The organism is Aquimarina ulvae (assembly GCF_053613295.3).
This window is the reverse complement of sequence record NZ_JBSIBP030000006.1, coordinates 83,780-108,238: the sequence shown is the minus strand read 5'-3', so window position 1 is coordinate 108,238 and position 24,459 is coordinate 83,780. Positions and strand designations below refer to the sequence as shown.

The window sequence follows — 24,459 nt, the reverse complement described above, 5'->3', positions numbered from 1 at the left end:
TATTTAACAAAGTCACAACATTTGTGCCAAATAGCAGGTTATGAGCAAAAATCTAACAAAACGCAGTGAAGATTATTCTAAATGGTATAATGAACTGGTCGTAAAGGCTGATTTAGCTGAAAATTCAGCGGTAAGAGGATGTATGGTGATTAAGCCTTATGGGTATGCGATTTGGGAGAAAATGCAGGCAGAATTAGATCAAAAGTTTAAGGAAACGGGGCATCAAAATGCATATTTTCCTTTATTTGTTCCCAAAAGTTTGTTTGAAGCCGAAGAAAAAAACGCGGAAGGATTTGCCAAAGAATGCGCTGTAGTTACTCATTATAGATTAAAGACTGATCCTGAGGATCCTGCAAAATTGATTGTTGATCCTAATGCAAAATTAGAAGAAGAACTAATTGTTCGACCAACTTCTGAGGCAATTATCTGGAATACTTATAAAGGATGGATACAGTCGTATCGTGATTTACCAATTTTAGTGAATCAATGGGCCAATGTGGTGCGATGGGAGATGAGAACCCGCTTATTTCTAAGGACTGCAGAGTTTTTATGGCAAGAAGGTCACACTGCTCACGAAACCAGAGAAGAGGCGATTGCTGAAACAGAACAAATGAACAATATATACGCTGATTTTGCAGAGAATTTCATGGCAATTCCAGTAATTAAAGGAAGAAAAACCGAAAGTGAACGCTTTGCCGGGGCTGAAGACACCTATTGTATTGAAGCTTTGATGCAAGACGGTAGAGCATTACAGGCAGGAACATCCCATTTTTTAGGGCAAAACTTTGCAAAAGCTTTTGATGTTAAGTTTGCTTCTAAAGAAGGAAAACTAGATTATGTATGGGCGACTTCTTGGGGTGTGTCTACAAGGTTAATGGGTGCGCTTATTATGACACATAGTGATGATCTCGGATTGGTATTGCCGCCTAATCTAGCGCCGATACAAGTAGTTGTTGTCCCAATTTATAAAGGAGAAGAGCAATTAAACCAAGTTTCTTTAGTAGCAAATGAATTAGTTCAGGAGTTGAAAAGTAAAGATATTTCTGTAAAATTTGATAATAGAGATACACACAGGCCTGGAGCAAAATTTGCGCAATATGAATTGCAAGGTGTTCCTTTGAGAATTGCTATTGGTCCTAAAGATTTGGAAAAAGGTACTGTAGAGCTAGCACGTCGTGATACACTATCAAAACAGTATGTCAATAAAGATGAAGTGGTCGATACGATAGCATCTTTGCTCAAGGAAATTCAAGAGAGTTTACACCAAAAAGCAACTCGGTTTAGAGATGAGCATATTACTGAGGTTTCTTCATTTGAGGAATTTAAACAAGTTTTAGAAAATAAAGGTGGGTTTATATCGGCTCATTGGGATGGTACTGCAGAAACAGAGCAGAAAATTAAAGAATTGACCAAAGCAACAATACGCTGTATCCCTTTTGACGCTAAAGAAGAAAAAGGCAGCTGTGTATATAGTGGAAAACCCTCTAAAGTAAGAGTGTTATTTGCTAAAGCGTATTAATTTTAAAAAAAATAAAATAAGACTTGCGCCATTAAAAAATAGTTGTATTTTTGCATCCGCATTTAGACAAACAACTATGGCCCGTTCGTCTATCGGCTAGGACGCCAGGTTTTCATCCTGGTAAGAGGGGTTCGATTCCCCTACGGGCTACGAATTTTATAATTAAAGAAATTTAACAAAGAAAAGATGGCAAATCATAAGTCAGCATTAAAGAGAATTAGAAACAGTGAGACTAAGCGTCTTAGAAATAAGTACCAGCACAAAACTACACGTAATGCTATTAAAAAATTACGTGAAGCTGATAAGAAAGAAGCTGAGACTTTGTTTCCTTCAGTAGTTTCTATGATTGATAGATTAGCAAAGCGTAATATTATTCATGATAATAAAGCGGCTAACCTTAAATCTAAATTAGCGAAATACGTAGCTGCTCTTTAATAGAAACGACATTATTATATATAATTAAGCTTTTTCACTTTTGTGGAGAGGCTTTTTTGTTTGTACTTTTTTTAGTTTTTATGTAACCTGATTTCGTTTTGCGTTGTCTTATAGAAAACTTCGTAACATGAATTCAAAATTTTCTTATTATATAGAACTTGCTGCCAGATGGCACGTTTTTGCATTGTTATCGATATATGGATCAGGTAAGCTACTTGGAGGTCAGTTTTATAGAAGAGGTGGTTTACCAGAAAACATTGCAAATATTCCGCTGTCGCAAGTAGGAGGATATGATTTGGCCTGGACTTTTATGGGGTATTCGTATGCTTATATTTTGTTTATTGGGATTTCACAATTGGTTGGGGCTTTTCTTCTTTTATTTAATAAAACTAAGTTGATAGGCGTAGCAGTGCTAATTCCGATTCTGGTTAATATTATTGTTTTTGATGCCGTGTTTTTTGAAACTTATGGTGCATTAGCCAGTGCAATACTATATTTCTTACTCTTGCTTTGGATCTTGTATTTCAATAAAGAACATGTAATCTGCTCCATAAAAGCCCTTGTTTTAGCAATTGCTCCAGAAGAAAAAAATAATAACAACTACAGGTTTGGTCTGTCTAGAATATTGATTGTAATGCTGTTAATGGCTTTGATTTTTGGTGTAGAACAGTTAGTGGTTAATTATCTGGGTCATTGATTTTATTCTTTTCTTCAATCCATCTTGCCATAAATTCGGTACTTCTCATCGTATGGTAATGTAGCATAGAGCCTATGAAGTTCTGACTACGGTGTTCTTCAAGATTGTTTTGAAGATTCGTTATATGTTGGATAAATCGGTCACCTAATTCTTCTTTCTTAAATCGGGTGTTAATAATCTCAATCCCGTTTTGTTGCGCTTGATACCATATATTCTCATTACAATATAACTTAACCGCTGCATTTGCAAATTCTTCTGGGTTGTCCTTGATAAAGCCATTCCAATCTGAATCTTCTCCTTGTATTCCTTCTGCTCCGATAGTTGTCGTTATACTTGGAGTTCCGCATACCATGCTCTCGACTAATTTACCTTTAACTCCCGCACCAAATCGTAATGGTGCCAAACATATGCGAGCTTGCCTTACAGTATGTGCTGCATTTTTTGTCCAGCCTTTAATGTGGAAACCTGTTTGAGGACTGTGTAATTGGGTAGCTTTTGGGGGTGGATACGCACCATATATATGTAGCTCTATTTCTGGCAGCTGTTTTCTGATAAGAGGCCAAATGGCTTCCTTTAAATACAATACTGCGTTCCAGTTTGGTTCGTGACGAAAGTTTCCAATGGTTATAAAATGATTTCTTTTATCAAATTTAGGCCAGTTATTTTTAGTTTCTGTTGTTATAGACTCTAGCAAAAAAGGCATATAATATAAAAGGCTATTATGGATATTGAAATGCTCTTTTAATACATTTATTTCAAAATCAGAGATTATTAAAGATAGGTCAGAACGATAGATGCTAGCGATTTCTCTTTTTGTAATGTCGCTATTCTTTAAATCTGAATAACTAAATGTAGTCCCTGATTTACAAGCTTCTTGTCTGGTCCTACGAAGACTATGCAAGTCTTCTGTGTTTAAGATTCTAACCGCTTCTGGTATATGTTTTGAGACTCTCCATCCAAATTGCTCTTCAGTCATAAATCTGTCGAACATAACCATGTTTGGCTTTAATTTGCTTATAAATCTATCAAAGCTGGCATCATTGATAAGAATATAGACTCTAGTAACTCCTAAGCTTTCTATATCCCACATATGATCACTTTCTGTTGCTGTACTGGCAAAAGTGATTTTCCAGCCCTTTAATAGGAATAATCGTATTAATTGTAGCATCCTGATTCCGGCAGCTGACGAATTGGGCTCTGGCCATACACAGCCTATAATGAGAATGTGATTCATTGGTTGGTCATTTATAAAAATAAAAAAGCCTCAGAAATTTCTGAGGCTATAATATTATAGAAAAAAACAGTTTAAGACAACTTAGAAAACATTGTCTCCATTTTTTCTTTTTCTTCTTGTGCTAGTGCCTGGTCTACTAAAATACGTCCACTATGCTCATCAGTAATGATTTTTTTACGAGAAGCAATTTCCATTTGAACCTGTGGAGGAATCGTAAAGAAAGAACCTCCAGAAGCTCCACGCTCAATAGGTACTACTGCTAAACCATTCTTAACGTTTTCTCTTATTCTTTTATATGCCGCCACCAATCTTTCTTCGATTTGTTTCTGGTAATCCTCAGATTTAGCAATTAAAGCTTGTTCTTCTTTTTCTGTTTCGGCAAGAATGGCATCAAGTTCACCTTTCTTATGTGTAAGGTGTTTATTTCTTTCAGAAAGACGTTCTTTGGTCTGATCTATGATTTCATTTTTCTGAACGATCTGTACTTTAAATTCTTTAATATGTTTTTCGGACAACTGAATTTCTAATTCTTGGAATTCTATTTCTTTACTAAGAGAATTGTACTCACGATTGTTACGTACATTTTTTTGTTGCTCTCCGTACTTTTTAATTAAAGATTTTGCTTCTTCGATTAGGTTTTTCTTAGTCTTGATGCTCTCATCAATAGTTTCAAGATCGTTATTTAGTTTTTCTAATCTTTTGTTTAGTCCGGTTACTTCATCTTCAAGATCTTCTACTTCTAATGGAAGCTCTCCACGTACATTTCTAATCTCATCAACTCTAGAGTCAATTAATTGCAAATCATATAGTGCTCTTAATTTTTGCTCAACAGTAACTTCTTTCTTTGCCATATTTTATATGTATTGAATGGGATTGGTGTTTTTATCCGATAAAATGATTGCAAAATTACTGATTTTTTTTCTAAGATAACTAACAATTAGGTTTTTTGTGTACTGTTCACTTTCATAATGACCAATATCTGCAAGAATTAACTTGTTTTCGGCTTCATAAAACTGATGATACTTAAGATCTGCAGTAATAAATATATCTGCTCCGGCTACTTGTGCATTTCTAATCGCAAAGCTGCCACTTCCTCCTAACACTGCAACTTTTTTTATCGGTTTATCCAATAGTGCTGAATGCCTTACACAGCCTGTTTTAAAAACTTTTTTGATATGTTTTAAGAATTCAGTTTCTTTGATTTCTTCCGGTAGTTCCCCAATCATTCCTATGCCAATATGCTGGTTTTTATTTTCTAGAGTTGTGATTTCATAAGCTACTTCTTCATAAGAATGATTGTCCACTAAGGCTTTTATAATATCGCCTTCCCGATGTTTTGCATATGTAATGTGTATTTGAGTTTCTTTCTCTTTATGAGTTGTACCAATCACTCCTACAGAGGGATTTGCTTCTTCAGAAGCTCTAAAAGTTCCTGTGCCTTCTGTAGAAAAACTACAATGATCGTAATTACCAATAGTTCCGGCACCAGCTTCAAATAGTTTAGATCGTAAAGATTCCGCTTCTTTATTTGGAACAAAAGTGATTAGTTTTTTTATGTGTCCGCTTTGTGGAATAAGAATTTTTCTATTTAATAAACCTAATTGATTACACATCATATCATTTACTCCATACAGGGCATTGTCTAATGCGGTATGAATAGCAAAAATAGCGATCTCATGTTTGATAGCTTTCATTATCACACGCTCTACATAATTAGTACCATTAAATTTTTTTAAGCCTTTGAAAACGATAGGGTGGAAGCTGATAATAAGATTACAGTTTTTTTCTATAGCCTCATCTACAATAACTTCTAACGTATCTAGCGTGACTAGGATTCCGGTAACTATCGTGTTTTTATCTCCCACCAATAACCCGACATTATCAAAATCTTCGGCATAGTTTGTTGGGGCTAAATTTTCAAGGTGTTGTATGACCTCTTTTATCTGCATCAGTGAATGTTTTTAAATATTAATGGAATGTAAAAAAACTTTTGACAATAATCAACGTTTCGTTTTATACATTTGTTATAGAAAATTAATAACTGCAAGTTTTATACATTTGAATTTATTACGAAAAATACTCTTACCTATTGTTCCTATATATTATTTCGTGACTTGGTTTCGGAATATACTATTTGATGTAGGAATCAAAAAATCAGTTTCCTATAATTTTCCAGTGATAGCTGTCGGGAATCTAAGTGTGGGAGGTACTGGTAAATCACCAATGATAGAATACCTTATTCGTTTATTAAAAGATAACGTAGCTTTAGCAACATTGAGTAGAGGTTATAAAAGAAACACCAAAGGGTTTCAGCTGGTAAAAATGGATTCTACCGCAAAAGCAGTTGGTGATGAGCCCTTGCAGTTTAAAACTAAATTTACAAATGTAACTGTAGCTGTTGACGCTGATAGGCGTAATGGCATATCAATTCTAATTGAATTGAACCCAAAACCTGAAGTTATTCTGTTAGATGATGCGTATCAACATCGCAAAGTAAAAGCGGGTTTTTATGTTCTGCTTACGCCTTATTATGATTTGTACTGTGATGATATTATGCTGCCAACCGGAAACTTAAGAGAGCCTAGAAAAGGGGCTGATCGAGCGGATATTATTGTGGTCACTAAATGCCCAAATAATATAAGAGATGAAGTTCGGCAAAGTATAACGAAAAAATTAAAGATAAAACCAGGTCAAATCTTGTTGTTTGCTACTATTGATTATGGAGATGATGTTATAAGTGTATCAGGAAAGAGATCCATCCGATCGCTGAAAAACACTCCGTTTACGTTAGTCACAGGAATTGCGAATCCTCAGCCCTTAGTTGATTATTATCGTTCTTTAGGTTTTGATTTTACTCATGTGCGATATCCGGATCACCATAACTTTACAGATAATGAAATTGATGAGTTAAAAAAGCATAGGTGCATACTTACAACAGAAAAAGATTATGTACGATTGGTTTCTAATTTTTCTGAGGATGTATTGTGGTATCAGCCAATAGAGATGAAGTTTATTGATAATCAAGAAGTTTTTGATAATACCATTCTTCAGTATATAAAAAAATGAGGCCTTGAGTAGGACCTCATTTCTATATTTTGGCTAACACAAACAAAGAAAATAATGTTCTAGGTTGAGTTAGAATATAATCAAGAGATGTGCCAAACTAATCAGGATGTAGTTTGTTCCTTTGATAGTGCTTTGTGTAGTTTGGTAAAAAACTCTTCTGTTTTGTAAGGTTTAGGGATGATGTCACTAAAACCATTGTCATAAAATTCATCTAAATTGTCATCCAATGTTACAGCCGTTAAGGCTACTATTGGTATATCCGTATCAAACTCTCTAATAAGTTTTGTTGCTTCAATTCCGCTAATTCCTGGCATGTGAATATCCATAAGAATTAAGTCGAATTCATTGTTTTTTGCTTTGCTTACTGCAATATCTCCATTGTCTGCTACATCGCAAATCATTTTGCTCTTTTCTAAAATTTTTCTCGTAATAAGTTGGTTGATTTTATTGTCTTCTACAACCAATATTCTTTTGTCTACCATTATTCCATAATCAATTTTTTTCGCTTCTTCTTGATAATTAGAGACCACATCTTCAAAAACCTCAAATTTAAGATCAAAATAAAATCTAGATCCCTGTCCGAGCTCACTTTCTAATTTAATCTCACTATCCATTAAAGAAAGTAGGTTTTTTACAATGGACAATCCTAAACCGGTACCCCCGAACTTTCTATTTATCTGCACAGATCCTTGTGTAAAGTTTTCAAAAATACTTTGCTGCTTCTTATCTGATATCCCTACGCCATTATCTTTAATTTCGAAATTAAGAAAAACCTTACTTTCAATACGATTAATCATCTTTACTTTAATCCAGATATCACCGTTTTGGGTAAACTTGATTGAGTTGCCGAGTAGATTAATGAGGATTTGAGATATTTTTAATGGATCTCCCTTGAGTTTGGTCGGAATGGATTTATCGAATTCATAATGGAGTTTATTATTACGGTCTTTTGCCGATTTTCCTAAAGCGATCAGGACGTCATTAATCCTTTTTTGTAAATTAAAGGAGGTGTTTTCGATCTCTACCTTATTTGCTTCTAGTTTGTTTAAATCTAAAATATTATTAATTAAGGAAAGTAAATATTCTCCGGAAAATTTTAACGAATTAAGGTGCTCTTTTTGATTTGGAGTGGGGCTTTCTTCAAGTAATAAATGCGTTAATCCTGTAACAGCATATAGTGGGGTTCGAAGTTCATGTGTGATGGTGGATAAGAACTGAACCTTTGCTTCACTGGCACGTTCTGCATTTTCTTTTGCCAGAATAAGTTCTGTGTTTTTATTTTGCAGCAGTTCATTAGCTCTTGCTCGCAGGTTGTTGTTTTTATACAAAGAAAGGGTAAGAAGTGATAATATTGTTATTAGTGCAATACTTAATATCGTCGTTAGACGCCCCAATTTCAGAGACTTTTGTTGTTGCTTGTTTTCTTCTTTTAGCTCTTTTATTTTTACCTTATCATCACCCATATTAAGTTTTGCCCTGGCTTCCTGAGCAATAATTTCTTTATCAATATTAAATAAGGAATCTTTAAATCGCTGATATGATTTTAAATTTATAAGTGAGGTATTATATTCTTCTTTCTTCTCATAGATTTGACTATACAATTCAAAACTTTCGGATTGTATTTCCAAATATTTCATTTCCGAGCCAATCTGCATAGCCAAATGGTTTGTTTCTATGGCGTCATCTAGTTGCTCCATAGCCATTTGAGCTCTTGCTTTATTAGTATATAATTTAGCTTTATAATAAGATTGCCCCAAAGCATCTATTTTAGGTAGCGCACTGTTAAAGTGATTTATTGCCTGCTCTGGCTGATTCATTTCTAAAGCAAGAAGACCTATATTTATTTTCACGGGACCTTCTAGTTTTTCCAGATTATTTTTTTCGACCAAGGAATAAGCAAGTTTTAGATATTTTTTGGCGTTTTCAAAATCTTTTAGCTCTGTATTAATGGATCCATAAACGATATAAGAATTAGCCAGCTCAAGTTCATTTTTCTCTTCAACTTGAAACTTTAATGCACTTTCTATTTGTTCTTTTGCACTTTCGAGATCGCCAAGTTTAGAATATAATTCGGCCAAAACGCGATTGGTCTTTGCTCTATAGGTTTTATTTTCGTGTTCTACAGCAAGTTCTTTTGCCAGCGTAATATTTTCTAAGGCAGTCGCTAATTGGGCAGTGTTTATTGCATAAGATGCTTTTGATAAATAGTTTTCAATAACATCTTTTACTTTCACTTCGTTGTTTTCTTGGATTTCTTCGGTTTGTGAAGAAGCCATAAAGCAGCAGCAAGCTAGAATAACAAGTATAAAATTTTTGATTTGGATTGGCATTTTTCCTCGAATAACTCAACTAATATAGTTATTTCTTACAAATGTTGATAATTAAATCCATTATTCTATTACTATATCCAATTTCATTGTCATACCAGCCAATAATTTTCACCATCTTTCCGATAACGGAAGTCATCAAAGAGTCAAAAATACAGGAGTGCGGGTTCCCTATAATATCCACGGATACAATCGGGTCTTCTGTATAGGCTAAAATACCTTCGAGATGAGAGTAAGCTGCATTTTTGAAGGCATTATTAATCTCTTCTATAGAAGTTTCTTTTTTTACATTGAATGTGATATCCGTAAGTGATCCATCTGGAACGGGAACTCTAATTCCACATCCACCGATAACACTGCTAAGATCTGGAAAAATTTTGGTCAATGCCTTTGCAGCTCCGGTTGTAGTAGGTACTATAGATTGGCTTGCAGCTCTCGCTCGTCTTAGGTCACGATGAGGTTGATCGTGTAAACTTTGATCAGTAGTATAGCTATGTACAGTGGTTATGTAAGCTTGTTCGATACCACAAAGTTCATTGATTACTTTAATCATCGGTGCGGCGTTATTTGTAGTACAGGAAGCGTTAGATATAATAGTCTCATAACCATCAAGGATATCTTCATTTACTCCTAGAACAATTGTTTTTATAGAATCATCCAGCGGAGGAGCAGAAAGAATTACTCTTTTAGCACCAGCCTTAATATGATCATTAGCGGTTTCTAAGGTTTTAAACTTTCCTGTAGCCTCGACAACGATATCAACATTATATTTGTCCCAACTACAATCTATAGGATGGATTTTATTTAATAATGGAATGGAAGTCTTATTAACTACAATGTTGTCGTTTGTGTAAGAAATATCATGAGACAGTACGCCGTGAATGCTGTCATATTTTAGAAGATGGCTTAATGTTTTGGCATTAGAAAGATCATTTATCGCTACAACTTTTATGTCGGGATGGTTGATTAATAGTCTAAATAGGCTACGACCAATCCTTCCAAATCCATTAATCGCTACTCTTATGGGTTTGTTCATTACATCATTACTTAGAAAAAAAACGTTAGGTTAGGTGTTTTTGAGCTTTATAGGAAGATCTTACTAATGCACCGCTTTCTACATGCCTAAATCCCATTTCTAGCCCGATTTCTTCATATTTGTTAAATTGATCAGGTGTGATAAATTGTTTTACGGGAAGATGTTTCTTGCTGGGTTGTAGATATTGACCAATAGTAACAATATCTAAATCTACACCTCTTAAGTCCTTCAGAACCTCTATAACTTCTTCTTCAGTTTCACCGAGTCCCAACATAATTCCGCTTTTTGTTCGGTTGATGCCTTGGTCCTTTAAGTATTTCAAAACTTTGAGGCTTTGTTCGTATTTTGCTTGGATTCGAACCTCTCTTGTAAGCCTCTTTACAGTTTCCATATTATGTGAAACTACTTCTGGTTTTACGGCAATAATCCTATCTATGTTTTTGGTTTTTCCCTGAAAATCAGGTATAAGTGTCTCTATAGTAGTTTCAGGATTCATTCTACGAATTGCCTGTATGGTTTCTGCCCAGATAATAGAGCCACCATCAGCTAAATCATCTCGGTCGACAGAGGTAATTACTGCATGTTTGATATTCATTATTTTAATAGAACGGGCCACTTTTTCGGGTTCTTCCCAGTCTACTGTTTCTGGTCTTCCCGTTTTAACACCACAAAAACCACAAGACCTCGTGCAGATGTTACCAAGTATCATAAAAGTAGCAGTTCCTTCGCTCCAACATTCACCCATATTAGGACAACTACCAGAAGTACATATCGTGTGTAGATTATATTTGTCGACTAAGCCACGGAGCTCGGTATATTTTTTTCCGGTAGGTAGTTTTACTCGCAGCCACTTTGGTTTTCCTTTTGGAGGAGCTACAGTGGTAACATCATTATTCATACTCAGCAATATTTTCTACAAAAGTACAAAGAAACCTTAGATTAGAATATAGTTTTAGATATTCTTAAGTGTTTCATCTAATTAGAAAATTTTTAATTGATGCATATGATGTTTGTCAATGGATAATCTTACTGGTACAATCACTTTTTCACTTAAAATATTCAGAATGTTTCATTTTTTGAATTGGATTTTGGACAATTAGAATTTTAAAATATATCTCGAAGGGAATTTTTAAGTCAAATTTATTAAGAAATGGATGACTCAGGCTTGTTGAATTTAAGTTACAAAGAATTTTAGCTTAAATATTGATTTACAGTATTTTAGTTAATATTTTTTGACTTAGATAAGTGTTTTTTGGGGATATAATCTTTTTTATTCTAAAAATAAATTATGGTAAAACCGTATATTTATTACGCCTTTTATGTTTAATTAAAATTCTTTTTTATATTTTTGGCAAACATAATTTTAGGTACAAACTCTTAAAATCATGGTTAAAATTAGCTTAACCCCATTTTTTAATCATTAAAAAAAAGTTAAAAAAACCAAACACAATGTCAAAAGAAGATTTAGAACAACAAAAACAGTTAAAAAAAAACAGGAAACGAGTAGAGAAATGGTTAATTAGTAATCAAAAGTTTATTAATATAACTGGTATTGAAAAAGAAATCTCTGCTCCCAAAGGATTAGTACAAAAATTTATCAAATATGATAAGAAAATAAATGATAAATGGATTAACCCATTGCACGAAGTCCTAAAAAGAATCGCTACTTTTAGTCTTAGGTAACTGGAAAAGGAAAAATTTATTAATAACAAAGAGAATTAGCTGGATATGAATTCCAATTAATTCTTTTTTTTATTTTTAATAATTTCTGCAAGAAGTTTTCGGGCTCTGAGTAATTTAACCTTTACATTGTTCATTGACTCATCCAATACTTCAGAAATTTCCTTATAACTTAATTCCTGAAAATATCGCAAATTTATGACCTCTTGATAATGCGGTTTAAGTTGTTTAATATATCGAAGCAATTGCGCAAGGTTTTGCTCGGTAATCAGCTTATCCTCTGGTGTTGGGGTGTCATCTACGATCTTATTCACTACATCATCTACCTCTGTTGTTGTTCTGGAACGGATAGAGGCATTTTTTTTTCTCAGTAAATCAATGTGAATATTTTTCGAAATCTGAATTAACCAGGTTTTGAAATTATATTCTTCTTTAAAGGTGTCTATTTTGTCAAATGCCTTAGAAAAGCTTTGGATAGATATATCTTCAGCTTCATATTCGTTTTGAGTTCTCTTCAACTGAAAATTAAAAACATCGTTCCAAAACGTGTCTAACAGATAACTAAAAGAAGCTTGTCTACCTTCTTTAGCCTTTTTTATATGTTCTGAAAGCGTTAAGAGTTCTTTTTCCAATGAAATGCCTTTGAATAGAAATCTTTAGTAGATTATTTAGAGTGCTCTGTTTCGTTGCAGTCAGCGTATTCATCCGGAGTCTTACCGCATAGAGAACAAGATTCACCTTCTTTATTAAGAAATGGACTTTGACTTGCACAGGTACCGGCAAATTTTCCATCTTTTTTTGCCCATAACTTAATCGCAATCCCGGCAAATGCCAAGAATAAAAGACCAACTGTAAGCAATAAAAGTTTCATGTGTATTATAATATAGATTAGGCTACAAATATACAAAGAAAATAGCTGAATCTATGATTTCCATAAAATTAGATGAACACGAACTTAAAAATTAAAATCTCTTATATAATATTAACTTCGGTTTCTAACGTAATGTGAAATTTCTCTTTTATTTTTTGCTGGATTCTTTTAGAAAGTTCTAATATTTCTTGTCCGGTGGCATTATTATAATTTACCAATACTAAGGCTTGTTTGCTATGTACCCCGGCATCACCCCATCGTTTACCCTTAAAACCACACTGTTCTATAAGCCAACCTGCAGGGACTTTGATATTTTTACTATCCACTTTATAAAAAGGTATGTTTGGATATAACTTTTGTAATTGGGTGAACTTTTCTTTTAGAATCACCGGGTTTTTAAAAAAACTTCCGCTATTACCAATTTCATTTGGATCAGGCAATTTGCTTCTTCGGATAGCGATAACAGCTTCGGCAACATCTTTAATTGTAGGGTGTGTGATATTTTTTTCTTTTAAAGCATTTTCAATTGCTCCATAGCTGGTGTTCAAAATATGTTTTTCTGTAGATAACTTAAAAGTTACTTTGGTAATTATATATTTTCCTTTTATCTCATTTTTAAAAATAGAGTTTCTGTATCCAAAATTGCAGTCCTCTTTCGAGAATTTTTTTTTATTTCTGGTATGAATATCAATTGCTTCGCAACTAACAAAACTATCTTTTAACTCCACTCCATAGGCTCCAATGTTTTGAATCGGAGCACTGCCTACATACCCTGGTATCAAAGAAAGGTTTTCTAAACCCCCAAAATTATGGTCTATACAGAATTGAACAAAATCGTGCCAGTTTTCTCCAGCGTTGGCAGATACCAATACGGAATTATCAGGTTGTAAATTTGTTGTAATACCCTTAATTGCTATGTGCAATACTACCGCATTCAGGTCTTTTGTTAGTAGCATATTACTACCGCCACTAAGAATAAAAATTTTCTTTTCTTTGTGAGTGGAAAGCGCCTCAATTAGTTCTTTTTCAGAATTGATTGTCAGAAATTCTGATGCGTTCACATGAATACCAAAAGTATTATGTTTTTTAAGAGATTTATTAAATTCTATTTTCAAAAAAAGGTACGGTTTATATTAAATACTATATTTTCATGAATTTACTTCGGGAAATATATGGTTATTTATAGTTCTACAAACTAATATTTTCTTCGGTAATAACAAAAGATTCCTTTTTTGGGTATTTTTCTAAAGCTAATTTGAGTATATTAATTGCTTTTTTAAGGTCCCTTCTGTTTAAGACATATGCTATTCTTACTTGATTTAGCCCCTCATTAGGACTGGAGTAAAATCCTGAAGCTGGCGCAACCATTACAGTTTCATTATTTACGTGAAATTTGTCTAAAAGCCATTTGGCAAAGTGATTTGCATCTTTTATGGGCAATTCTGCTATACAATAAAACGCTCCGTTCGGAGTGGCGACCGTAACACCTGGAATCTGCCTTAATCCTTCTACCAAGGTATCTCTTCTTGCTTTGTATTTTGCAACAGTCTCTTTGTAATAAGAATCTGGAGCTTCTAAAGCAGCCTCGCTTGCAATCTGTGCAAAAGTAGGTGGACTTAATCTTGCTTGTGCAAACTTCATCGCAGTTTCCATAACACTTTTGTTTTTACTTACAATGCAGCCAATTCTTGCACCACACATGCTATATCGTTTAGAGACTGAATCAACAACAATTGCGTGATCATCCAGGGTTTTTTCCTGCAATATGGAATAGTGCTCTAAATCTTCATAGACAAACTCCCTATATACTTCGTCAGAGATTAGAAATAAATCATATTTTATAGCTAGTTCAGCAAGTTGTTTTATTTCTTGTTTACTGTATAGATAACCCGTAGGATTACCTGGATTACATATAAGAATAGCCTTTGTTTTTGGTGTAATGAGTTTTTCGAATTCTTTAATAGAAGGCAGTGCAAATCCATCTTTAATTCTAGAAATCACCGGTACGACAGTTACTGTCGACTGTGTAGAAAAACTATAATAGTTGGCATAAAATGGTTCAGGAACAATGATTTCGTCACCGGGATCCGTGATACTACCCATGGTAAAAATCAAAGCTTCGCTTCCTCCGGTTGTAATCAAAATATCATCAGAGGATATAGTGATATCGTGTTTTGCGTAGTAACCAACTAATTTTTTTCTAAAACTTTCAAAACCTGCAGAATGACTATACGCAAGAACATCTAACTTATGATTTCTTACGGCATCTAGAGCCTCTATAGGAGTTTTGATATCTGGTTGACCGATATTGAGATGAAATATATGCTTTCCATCTTTAACCGCTTTTTCTGCAAAAGGAGCTAATTTACGAATAGGTGATTCGGGCATTGCTTTACCTTTATTTGATATTACAGGCATTCTTTTTGAATTTATAAATAAAATAGCGGTAAATTTCTTAAATTCTTTAGGATTTAAGTTAATTATTATCATGAATTTTCAAGTATTTTTCTATATTTAGAGGAATGGAGATTTCGTACTTGGATTTTTGTCATTTTCTTAAAGAGAAAGCCCTAATTCTACTTTTTATAGTTTCTTTTAGTAGTACCGCCCAGAAAGGTTTTAAATTACCTGAAGGAGTTCGTAGTGACAAAATCAATTTTGAATTAGCGAACAACCTTATCATAATTCCTGTAGAACTCAATGGAGTTCAACTATCTTTTATACTAGATACTGGAGTGGGTTCTACTATTCTTTTCAGTATCGATAAAAGAGAATCCTTAGAATTAAAAAATGCTTCAAAAATATATTTAAGAGGGTTAGGAAATGAGGCACCGGCAGAAGCCATAAAATCAACTGGTAATTTATTAAAAATTGGAGATGCTTACAGTAACGACCATACGGTTTATATGATTTTTGACGAATCAATGAATTTCTCTCCCTTAATGGGATTTCCGGTTCATGGAATTATAGGTTATGATTTTTTTAAAAAATTCATTCTAAATATTAGTTACTCTAAAGAAGTTATTAAAATTTTCGAGCCAAATTTATATAAATATAAAAAGTGTAAAAAGTGCTACGTAACAGACTTAGACCTGAATAATGGCAGAACAAGACCTATAATCAAAGCTAAATATGAAACACCTAAAGGGCTTATAGACGTAAACCTCCTGCTAGATTCTGGTTCCAGTTCGGCCCTATGGTTGTTTGAAAACCCTAAGATCAATCTTACTGTTCCTGAAGATTCTTTTGAAGATTTTTTAGGAAAAGGATTTAATGGCGATATATATGGACAAAAAACTAGGGTTAAAGGCCTGCACATCGGAGACTATAGAGTGAAAGAAGTGACAGCATCTTTTCCAGATTCCCTATACATACAAGGTATTTCTTTAAGAAATCGTCAGGGATCTGTCGGTGGAGGTGTCTTAAAAAGGTTTAATGTTATTATAGACTATCCTAATCAGAAAATAACGTTCAAGAAAAATAGTCTCTTTAATAAACCATTCCATTATAATATGAGCGGACTTACGATTCAACATAGCGGAGTACGAGTAGCGAAAGATTATAATTTTCATCAAGGAGCTTCCAGGCCTTCGTTAGATTTTGTAACTAAGGATAAAGGCAAGATCTCAATTAACGTTTTTAAAGCAAATGCAAGTTCTTTTATATATTCACTACAATCAGAATATAAAATTACAGAAGTAAGACCTAATTCGCCGGCAGCGCTTGCAGGACTGTTAAAAGGAGATAAGGTTCTAGAGGTAAACGGTAGAAAATCTCATTTATATAAACTTTCTGATATGAATGATTTGTTTTATTCAGAAGAAGGAAAGAAAATTTCTATTAAAGTAGAGCGTTTAGGAGTGGAAATGAAATTTACATTTTTTCTAAAAAAAGTTATATAAAAAAAGGTTTTACAAATATGGTAAAACCTTTCTTAGTATGCTATTGTTGTAATGTGCTAGTTCTTTTTTTCCAGAACGCTTTTCGTGTCATCAAGCACAGTACCTTTTATTTTGATAGCCTTCGTAGATTCCTCCGCATTAGAATATACTGTTATCGTTTTACGAATAGGTCCTACTCTTTTTGTGTCATATTTAACTTCAATAACCCCTGTTGCTCCTGGAGCAATTGGATCTTCAGGTTTTTTAGGGATGGTGCATCCACAACTGGAATATACTCTTGAAATAATCAGTGGAGCATCTCCAGTATTGGTGAACTCAAACTGGCGAATACCATCACTACCTTTGGTGATTTCACCATAATCTATCACATCTGTTTTAAATTCAATTTTTGCTTTGGTATCTTGAGCGTTTAGGGTAACTCCCAGAAAACCAATAAATAAAATCATTATTACATTTTTCATAACGTAGGTTTTTATAAGGTGTAAAAGTAGTTACTTTTTATCCAACTTCAAAATTGCGAAAGACTTTCCCGTTGTCGTATATAATAATTACTTTTGCACTCTAAATTCCAAAAATCAGACCAAACTATGGCTTTAGCAGGAAAATATGATGCAAAATCAATAGAAGACAAGTGGTATACCTATTGGATGGAGAACAATTATTTCCATTCTGAAGTCGATCAAAGAGAAGCATATACCATTGTGATTCCTCCGCCAAATGTGACAGGAGTGCTACATATGGGACACATGCTCAATAATACCATCCAAGATGTGTTGATTAGAAGAGCTCGCCTCAATGGTTATAACGCCTGTTGGGTTCCTGGTACCGATCACGCATCCATCGCTACTGAAGCCAAAGTAGTAGCAAAATTGAAAGAAGAAGGAATTGATAAAAATAATCTGACACGAGCAGAATTTTTGGAGCATGCCTGGAAATGGACAGATAAACATGGGGGGATTATCCTCGAACAGCTTAAAAAACTAGGAGCCTCTTGTGATTGGGAGCGCACTGCTTTTACAATGGATGACAACTTGTCTGCATCTGTGATTAAAGTTTTTGTAGATCTATATAATAAAGGGCTTATTTACAGGGGATACCGAATGGTAAATTGGGACCCTGAAGCAAAGACAACATTGTCCGATGAAGAAGTAATATATGAAGAAAAGAACGGTAATCTGTACTATTTGAAATATAAGATTGATGGAAGCAATGATACCTTAACGATAGCAACTACACGCCCGGAAACGATTATGGGTGACACAGCTATTTGTATCAATCCAAATGATGAGCGCTTTACACACCTGAAAGGTAAAAAAGCAATTGTGCCTATTTCTAATAGAGCAATTCCGATTATTGAAGATGAATATGTAGATATGGAATTTGGTACAGGGTGTCTTAAAGTAACTCCTGCGCACGATCCAAATGATAAAGAGCTAGGTGATAAACATAATTTAGATGTAATTGATATTTTTAATGATGATGTTACGCTTAATTCTTTCGGATTACATTATGAAGGAAAAGATCGTTTCGTAGTTCGAAAAGAAATAGTAAAAGAACTTGAGGTGTTAGGTGCTCTGGAAAAAACAGAGACGCATCTAAACAAGGTTGGAACAAGTGAACGCACAAAAGCTGTCATAGAGCCCAAGTTAAGCGATCAATGGTTTCTGAAGATGGAAGACTTGGCAAAACCAGCGCTAGATGCTGTTTTAGAAAAAGATGTGAATCTGGTTCCTGAGAAATTCATAAATACGTATCGTCACTGGATGGAAAATGTAAGAGATTGGAATATCTCGCGCCAATTGTGGTGGGGACACCAAATTCCGGCATATTTTTATGGTGATGGTAAAGAAGATTTTGTAGTGGCAGAAAGTAAGGAAGAAGCACTAGTTTTGGCAAAAGAAAAAACCGGAAATAGTTCGTTAACTATAGCTGATCTAACACAAGACCCGGATGCATTGGATACGTGGTTTTCATCTTGGTTATGGCCAATGAGTGTATTTAATGGGATCCTAGAGCCAGATAATGAAGAAATTAACTACTATTATCCGACAAATGACTTGGTAACAGGACCAGATATTATTTTCTTCTGGGTGGCAAGAATGATCGTTGCTGGGTATCATTATAGAGATGAAAAGCCTTTTTCTAATGTATATTTTACGGGTATTGTAAGGGATAAACAGCGGCGAAAAATGTCCAAACAATTAGGAAATTCTCCAGATGCATTAAAATTAATCGAGGAATATGGTGCGGATGGCGTACGTGTAGGATTGTTATTAAGTGCACCGGCAGGAAATGACTTGATGTTTGATGAAGATTTATGTGATCAAGGAAGAAAGTCTTTTGTAAATAAGATCTATAACTCTTACAACCTTATCAGTGGTTGGGAAGTAGATACGGAAATAGAGCAGCCAGAATCTTCTAGGATAGCCATAGAATGGTATCGATCTAAATTTCAAAAAGCTTTATTGGACCTAGAAGATGCTTATTCCAAATATCGTATAAGCGATGCTTTAATGATCACTTATAAGTTAGTTAGAGATGATTTTAGTAGTTGGTTATTAGAAATGATCAAACCGGCTTATCAAGCTCCTATTGACGCTAAAACTTATAAAGAAGTGATCACAATCTTAGAAGATAATTTGAAAATTTCTCATCCTTTTGTTCCTTTTATTTCGGAAGAAATATGGCAGGATATTACCAATCGTACACCAGAAGATGCGTTAATTGTATCACGTTGGCCTGAAATAACTTCTGTGGATGAAAATCTGATTAAAGAATTTGAGGTTGCTAGTGATGTGATCTCTGGAATTAGAACTATTCGTAAAGAAAAGAATATTTCATTTAAAGAAACAATCGAATTGTCCATAATGAATAGTGAAAATATACAGTCAACTTTTGATACTGTTGTAAGTAAGCTGGGTAATATTTCTTCTTTAAATTATGTGAAAGAAAAAGTGGATGGAGCACTTTCTTTCAGAGTTAAATCTAACGAATACTTCATTCCTGTTTCTGGTGCTGTTAATGTAGAGGATGAGATTAAAAAACTTTCGGAAGAATTAACCTATACTGAAGGGTTTTTAAAATCCGTACAGAAAAAACTTCAAAATGAACGTTTTGTAAATAACGCTCCCGAACAGGTGATCGCCAATGAACGGAAGAAAGAAGCTGACGCAGAAGCCAAAATAGCAACGCTGAAATCGAGTTTGTCTAGCCTGCAATAGATTATTGAATAAAAAAACATACTGAAAAAGCTCCTTTGGATTATATAAAGGAGGTTTTTTATACGTCAGTAATATATTTATTTACAAGTGCTATATACTTTAATTTAGCTTCTTTTGGACTAAGATTCTTTACCTGGAAAAGAGCATTGAGTTTAAATGCATTTCTAAGCTCACTATTTCCAGACGGAGTGTAGAACCCTTCAGTATAGGTAGCCTGTTTGTAATATGCATAAAAATGTAACATAACATCAGGAGGTAATTCTGTTTTAGTATAGCAGGCTTTTTCAAAGGCCTTTTCAAAAGCGATATTTAGCTCATCATTAGTCATACCTGTACTAAACGTTAGCGATAATACTTTCTCCTCCCTTAACTTTTTGATCTAAAGAAACGTTGATCTCAGTTCCTAACGGCAAATATACATCTACTCTGGAGCCAAATTTGATAAATCCACTATCAGAGCCTTGCAGTACTTTTTCACCTTCTTTAGCATAATTTACGATTCTTTTTGCTAGTGCTCCAGCAATTTGACGATAAAGAACCTCAACAATATTGTTTTTTACCACGACTGTGGTTCTTTCATTTTCTTCAGAGGCTTTGGGATGCCACGCAACAAGGTATTTTCCAGGATGGTATTTGCTAAATTTTACCTCTCCATTAATTGGATGTCTGGTAACATGTACGTTCACAGGAGACATAAAAATTGAAACTTGCAATCTTTTTTCTTTAAAATATTCTTTCTCAAATACTTCCTCAATTACTACAACTTTGCCGTCTACAGGTGCTACGACCGTATTGTCATTGACATTGGTGTGTCTTTTTGGATTTCTGAAAAATTGTAATATAAGTATCAAAAATACAAGGGTAACAGAAAATATAGCAACAATCCACTCATCTATCTGAATCGAAACATACGCCGCTGCATTAATACCAAGAAAAAGTACTATCGCTACTGAAATGATTTTATAACCTTCTTTATGGAACATACTTTAATATTTGTAAAAATGCATATAAAAACGGAGCGGCAAATATAATACTATCCAAACGATCAAAAATCCCACCATGTCCGGGCATTATGGATCCGCTGTCTTTTACTCCTGCCTGTCTCTTAAATTTAGATTGTATTAAGTCTCCAAGCGTACCAAAAATACTCATAATTATGCTTATAATCAACCAAACAAGTACAGATAAAGTATCAGAAAATATCGCAATTAAATATCCGGCTAATAAAGTAAAAAGAAAACCTCCTAGAAATCCTTCAATAGTTTTTTTTGGGGAGATACGTTCTAGTAATTTATGTTTGCCAAAGTTTTTACCGACCAAATAAGCAAATGTATCGTTTGTCCAAATCATCAAAAATGGTCCTGCGACCATAATAGGATCATATCCGTCATTATAGCTGGGTATAAGCGTTAAAAAAACCATAGAGGTGATAAGATAAAATATACTAGTACGATATTTTCTCTTTTCATACATTGGGATTATCCTAATCGTGATAAGATCTTTAACTAAAAATGCCTGCGTCATTATAGTAAGTCCTAATACAGTAAAAATCACTGCTCTTGGAACTCGAAAACTAGAAGTGTGAAATAAAAGGAGGAATCCGATAAAAACAAAATACAGCCAGGTTTTTTTTAGATGGATTAATTTTTGAAATTCATAAATGCAAATAACGCCAAAGACCAGAAATATCCCTATAAAAGTATATTTAGAAATAAATATAGAAATTAGCAATATCGAGATGTAAAAAAAGCCCGATAAAGACCTTGTAAGCAGTTCCTTCATATTATAAATCTTCCAGCAGCAACAAATATAGATTTTTTGAGCTACTTCCGTAACTTAAGAAGTCTTTTTCTTTTTGCGGTTCGAAGTTTTTGATTGTTGTAATATTGGAAGGAATTGAATTTTTGTTTTTTTCTTTGATTCCTTTTAACCCCTCGCCAATGCTGCTAACTAGCTGGCTTGTAGATGCTAGTATAATGAAATCATCCGGTAACTCAGTAAGTTTTTTTTCTCTCAACTGGTTCGAGGATATTAGGATCGCGCCACTATCAGCTATGAGGTATTCGCATGTAGCAAAAAAGAAAGAAGCTGGTGTTTTTTTGGTATAATTAAGATTAAATCCTGAAAACTTATGTTCTAATCCCATATCAAAACAGCATACATCTTTTTCATACCAATCATTCTCTAAAAGAATCTTATCAAAAGAGTCAAGCACTTCATCTTCACTATCGCAATATAAAAATTTGCCTCCATTTCTTTTGAAGTTAATCATAAAACTTTCATCAACCGGAAGGTTGATTTCAGGCATATATTTACTGCGATCTTCAGCGTGGCGTTCCTTACTCTTTTGGTCTGATTTAGATTTTGAGAAAAATATTCTTCTAAATAGACTCATTTTTTCGATTCGATCGGAGATTACGGGTTAACAATACTTTCAAAGATAAAAAAATCTTAACCCAATATTCTTATTAGATTAAGATTTTTTTAATTTACTAGTAAAAAACTTACTAATCGCTTATGACGGTTCGATTATTGTTTCTTCTTTTTTGTCAAAAGGACGTTTTCCAAAAATTTTCTCCAGATTGTCTTTGAAAATAACTTCTTTTTCTAACAATACTTCGGCCAGTTCAGTTAGCTTGTCTTTGTTATTTTCTAATAACTTAATAGCTCGCTGATATTGCTCTTCTATCATATTTGAGATTTCTTTATCAATAAGCTCGCTGGTCTGTTCACTATATGGTTTGGTAAAGCCGTATTCATTCTGGCCAGAAGAATCATAATAAGTTAAGTTCCCAATTTTATCATTAAGACCATAAATAGTTACCATAGCTCTTGCTTGTTTGGTGACTTTTTCTAAATCGCTTAATGCACCGGTAGAGATTTCGTTAAAAATCACCTTTTCTGCTGCACGACCTCCCAGTGTGGCGCACATTTCGTCCAACATTTGGTTAGGGCGCACAATAAGCCTTTCTTCAGGAAGGTACCATGCTGCACCTAATGATTGTCCTCTGGGTACTATTGTAACCTTAACCAAAGGGGCCGCGTGTTCCAACATCCAGCTAACGGTGGCATGACCGGCTTCATGGAATGCAATTGCACGTTTTTCTCCAGGTGTAACTATTTTATTTTTCTTTTCTAATCCACCAACAATTCTATCTACAGCATCCAGAAAATCCTGTTTCCCTACCGCCTTGTTTCCTTTACGAGCAGCTATAAGTGCTGCTTCATTACAAACATTTGCAATATCCGCACCAGAGAATCCAGGTGTTTGTTTTGACAAGAATTCAGTATCTAATCCTTCATCTTTTTTAAGAGGCTTGAGGTGTACTTCAAAGATCTCTTTACGTTCTCTTACATCTGGAAGATCTACATAAATTTGCCTATCAAAACGGCCTGCTCTCATAAGAGCTTTGTCTAATACATCTGCCCGGTTCGTTGCGGCTATAACAATTACGTTTGTATTCGTTCCAAAACCATCCATTTCCGTTAGAAGCTGGTTTAGGGTGTTTTCTCTTTCGTCATTTGATCCTGAGAAATTACTCTTACCTCTGGCTCTTCCGATTGCGTCGATTTCATCGATAAAGATAATCGCTGGTGATTTCTCTTTTGCTTGTTTAAATAAATCACGAACCCTAGAAGCTCCGACTCCTACAAACATTTCTACAAAATCTGAACCTGATAATGAGAAAAAAGGAACTTTGGCTTCTCCGGCAACCGCTTTTGCTAATAATGTCTTTCCAGTTCCAGGAGGGCCTACTAGCAAGGCACCTTTTGGTATTTTTCCTCCTAAAGAAGTATATTTTTCTGGGTTTTTTAGAAAATCTACAATTTCTTGTACTTCTTCTTTAGCACCTTCTAAACCTGCTACATTTTCAAAAGAAACTTTTACGTCAGTATTCTGGTCGAAAAGTTTAGCTTTTGATTTGCCAATATTAAATATTTGACCGCCAGCGCCTCCACCAGCGCCTCCACTCATTCGTCTCATGATAAAAATCCATACACCAATAATTAGTGCAAAAGGGAGTAGTGTAATAAAAATGTCTCCCCACATATTGCTTTCTGTATCATAGCTTACTTCTGTGGATAGTCCATTTTCTTTTTTTATAGTTGCAATATCATTCTCAAAATTTTGTAAATCCCCAAATTCAAATTCATAATCAGGATCATTCGGGCTCTGAGGTAGAATAGAATTACTTTTGTTTTTAGAATGCTTTTCTTGACTCTTTGCTTCTTGGGTCAAAAAGACCTTTGCTTTGCGTCTGTTAATAATTAATACACGTGCTACTTCACCGTTACGTAAAAAATTATTAAAGTTAGAAGGAGTAGTTTCTGGTGCGGACCCCATATTTCCCCCTCCTAAAAAATTTAATGCTAAAAATCCAATAATTATAACTGCATAAATCCAATATGCACTAAATTTTGGTTTTTTATTGGGTTCCATTTTTTTATTTTCTTTAGCCATTTATGCTTT

General features: G+C 34.2%; 23 protein-coding genes and 1 tRNA gene. 8 read left to right on the top strand and 16 right to left on the bottom strand.

The genetic code is table 11. From position 1 onward, the window contains the following. Positions 1–40: 40 nt before the first annotated feature. The 4 genes from proS to ACWGOQ_RS14295 all read left to right on the top strand — a co-directional run bounded on the left by proS (position 41) and on the right by ACWGOQ_RS14295 (position 2,651). Positions 41–1,519: a proline--tRNA ligase gene (gene proS, locus ACWGOQ_RS14310; RefSeq protein WP_452058944.1), complete on the top strand. Its 1,479-nt coding sequence runs from the start codon at positions 41–43 to the stop codon at positions 1,517–1,519. A 78-nt stretch (positions 1,520–1,597) separates the two neighbouring features. Continuing rightward, positions 1,598–1,669: transfer RNA gene (locus ACWGOQ_RS14305), tRNA-Glu, on the top strand. A gap of 36 nt (positions 1,670–1,705) precedes the next feature. Then, positions 1,706–1,954, top strand: coding sequence for a 30S ribosomal protein S20 (gene rpsT, locus ACWGOQ_RS14300; RefSeq protein WP_298318303.1), 249 nt, complete (start codon positions 1,706–1,708; stop codon positions 1,952–1,954). A 127-nt stretch (positions 1,955–2,081) separates the two neighbouring features. Further along, positions 2,082–2,651 carry a hypothetical protein gene (locus tag ACWGOQ_RS14295; protein ID WP_452058945.1) on the top strand — a complete coding sequence of 190 codons (570 nt, stop codon included), beginning with the start codon at positions 2,082–2,084 and terminating at the stop codon, positions 2,649–2,651. Here ACWGOQ_RS14295 and ACWGOQ_RS14290 read toward each other — a convergent pair. The 3 genes from ACWGOQ_RS14290 to ACWGOQ_RS14280 all read right to left on the bottom strand — a co-directional run bounded on the left by ACWGOQ_RS14290 (position 2,632) and on the right by ACWGOQ_RS14280 (position 5,834). Beyond that, complete coding sequence (locus ACWGOQ_RS14290; RefSeq protein ID WP_452058946.1) at positions 2,632–3,885, bottom strand: glycosyltransferase; 1,254 nt, start codon at positions 3,883–3,885, stop codon at positions 2,632–2,634. The two genes, ACWGOQ_RS14295 and ACWGOQ_RS14290, sit on opposite strands and share 20 nt — an antisense overlap. Before the next feature lie 71 nt (positions 3,886–3,956). Then, complete coding sequence (locus tag ACWGOQ_RS14285) at positions 3,957–4,736, bottom strand: zinc ribbon domain-containing protein (RefSeq protein ID WP_452058947.1); 780 nt, start codon at positions 4,734–4,736, stop codon at positions 3,957–3,959. A 3-nt stretch (positions 4,737–4,739) separates the two neighbouring features. Beyond that, positions 4,740–5,834, bottom strand: a complete 1,095-nt coding sequence (locus tag ACWGOQ_RS14280) for a Nif3-like dinuclear metal center hexameric protein (protein WP_452058948.1) — start codon at positions 5,832–5,834, stop codon at positions 4,740–4,742. 109 nt (positions 5,835–5,943) lie between these two features. Here ACWGOQ_RS14280 and lpxK point away from each other — a divergent pair, with 109 nt between their 5' ends. Continuing rightward, positions 5,944–6,951, top strand: coding sequence for a tetraacyldisaccharide 4'-kinase (gene lpxK / locus ACWGOQ_RS14275; RefSeq protein WP_452058949.1), 1,008 nt, complete (start codon positions 5,944–5,946; stop codon positions 6,949–6,951). Between the two features lie 101 nt (positions 6,952–7,052). Here lpxK and ACWGOQ_RS14270 read toward each other — a convergent pair whose 3' ends face one another. From ACWGOQ_RS14270 to lipA, 3 genes are all read right to left on the bottom strand, one after another. After that, positions 7,053–9,227 carry a tetratricopeptide repeat-containing hybrid sensor histidine kinase/response regulator gene (locus ACWGOQ_RS14270; RefSeq protein WP_452058950.1) on the bottom strand — a complete coding sequence of 725 codons (2,175 nt, stop codon included), beginning with the start codon at positions 9,225–9,227 and terminating at the stop codon, positions 7,053–7,055. Between the two features lie 82 nt (positions 9,228–9,309). Next, complete coding sequence (gene gap, locus ACWGOQ_RS14265) at positions 9,310–10,314, bottom strand: type I glyceraldehyde-3-phosphate dehydrogenase (protein WP_452058951.1); 1,005 nt, start codon at positions 10,312–10,314, stop codon at positions 9,310–9,312. Between the two features lie 25 nt (positions 10,315–10,339). Further along, positions 10,340–11,212, bottom strand: coding sequence for a lipoyl synthase (gene lipA, locus ACWGOQ_RS14260; RefSeq protein ID WP_452058952.1), 873 nt, complete (start codon positions 11,210–11,212; stop codon positions 10,340–10,342). Positions 11,213–11,763: 551 nt separating this feature from the next. Here lipA and ACWGOQ_RS14255 point away from each other — a divergent pair. After that, positions 11,764–11,997 (top strand): hypothetical protein, encoded by a 234-nt coding sequence (locus tag ACWGOQ_RS14255; protein WP_452058953.1) that lies wholly within the window; start codon positions 11,764–11,766, stop codon positions 11,995–11,997. A gap of 56 nt (positions 11,998–12,053) precedes the next feature. On the opposite strand, the gene ACWGOQ_RS14250 is transcribed toward ACWGOQ_RS14255, so the two are convergent. The 4 genes from ACWGOQ_RS14250 to ACWGOQ_RS14235 form a co-directional block, all read right to left on the bottom strand. Then, positions 12,054–12,626, bottom strand: coding sequence for an RNA polymerase sigma factor (locus ACWGOQ_RS14250; RefSeq protein WP_452058954.1), 573 nt, complete (start codon positions 12,624–12,626; stop codon positions 12,054–12,056). A 32-nt stretch (positions 12,627–12,658) separates the two neighbouring features. Then, positions 12,659–12,865: a membrane or secreted protein gene (locus ACWGOQ_RS14245; protein ID WP_452058955.1), complete on the bottom strand. Its 207-nt coding sequence runs from the start codon at positions 12,863–12,865 to the stop codon at positions 12,659–12,661. Between the two features lie 101 nt (positions 12,866–12,966). Next, positions 12,967–13,980 (bottom strand): UDP-N-acetylmuramate dehydrogenase, encoded by a 1,014-nt coding sequence (gene murB / locus ACWGOQ_RS14240; protein ID WP_452058956.1) that lies wholly within the window; start codon positions 13,978–13,980, stop codon positions 12,967–12,969. 73 nt (positions 13,981–14,053) lie between these two features. Next, a complete protein-coding gene (locus ACWGOQ_RS14235) occupies positions 14,054–15,283 on the bottom strand; it encodes a pyridoxal phosphate-dependent aminotransferase (protein ID WP_452058957.1) in 1,230 nt (409 codons plus the stop codon). A 104-nt stretch (positions 15,284–15,387) separates the two neighbouring features. Here ACWGOQ_RS14235 and ACWGOQ_RS14230 point away from each other — a divergent pair, with 104 nt between their 5' ends. After that, positions 15,388–16,767, top strand: coding sequence for an aspartyl protease family protein (locus tag ACWGOQ_RS14230; RefSeq protein ID WP_452058958.1), 1,380 nt, complete (start codon positions 15,388–15,390; stop codon positions 16,765–16,767). A gap of 56 nt (positions 16,768–16,823) precedes the next feature. On the opposite strand, the gene ACWGOQ_RS14225 is transcribed toward ACWGOQ_RS14230, so the two are convergent. Continuing rightward, positions 16,824–17,228, bottom strand: coding sequence for a DUF1573 domain-containing protein (locus tag ACWGOQ_RS14225; RefSeq protein WP_452058959.1), 405 nt, complete (start codon positions 17,226–17,228; stop codon positions 16,824–16,826). A 126-nt stretch (positions 17,229–17,354) separates the two neighbouring features. Here ACWGOQ_RS14225 and ACWGOQ_RS14220 point away from each other — a divergent pair, with 126 nt between their 5' ends. Then, entirely contained in the window at positions 17,355–19,988 is a 2,634-nt protein-coding gene (locus ACWGOQ_RS14220; protein WP_452058960.1) for a valine--tRNA ligase, read from the top strand. 58 nt (positions 19,989–20,046) lie between these two features. Here the strand turns inward: ACWGOQ_RS14220 and ACWGOQ_RS14215 are convergent, their stop codons facing one another. The 5 genes from ACWGOQ_RS14215 to ftsH form a co-directional block, all read right to left on the bottom strand. Beyond that, entirely contained in the window at positions 20,047–20,316 is a 270-nt protein-coding gene (locus ACWGOQ_RS14215) for an acyl-CoA-binding protein (RefSeq protein WP_452058961.1), read from the bottom strand. A gap of 7 nt (positions 20,317–20,323) precedes the next feature. After that, complete coding sequence (locus tag ACWGOQ_RS14210) at positions 20,324–20,971, bottom strand: phosphatidylserine decarboxylase family protein (RefSeq protein WP_452058962.1); 648 nt, start codon at positions 20,969–20,971, stop codon at positions 20,324–20,326. After that, positions 20,961–21,770 carry a phosphatidate cytidylyltransferase gene (locus ACWGOQ_RS14205; protein ID WP_452058963.1) on the bottom strand — a complete coding sequence of 270 codons (810 nt, stop codon included), beginning with the start codon at positions 21,768–21,770 and terminating at the stop codon, positions 20,961–20,963. Before ACWGOQ_RS14205 ends, ACWGOQ_RS14210 begins: the two co-directional genes overlap by 11 nt. A 1-nt stretch (position 21,771) precedes the next feature. Further along, positions 21,772–22,383 (bottom strand): LUD domain-containing protein, encoded by a 612-nt coding sequence (locus tag ACWGOQ_RS14200; protein ID WP_452058964.1) that lies wholly within the window; start codon positions 22,381–22,383, stop codon positions 21,772–21,774. A 120-nt stretch (positions 22,384–22,503) separates the two neighbouring features. Continuing rightward, positions 22,504–24,450: an ATP-dependent zinc metalloprotease FtsH gene (gene ftsH / locus ACWGOQ_RS14195; protein ID WP_452058965.1), complete on the bottom strand. Its 1,947-nt coding sequence runs from the start codon at positions 24,448–24,450 to the stop codon at positions 22,504–22,506. Between the last annotated feature and the right edge of the window lie 9 nt (positions 24,451–24,459).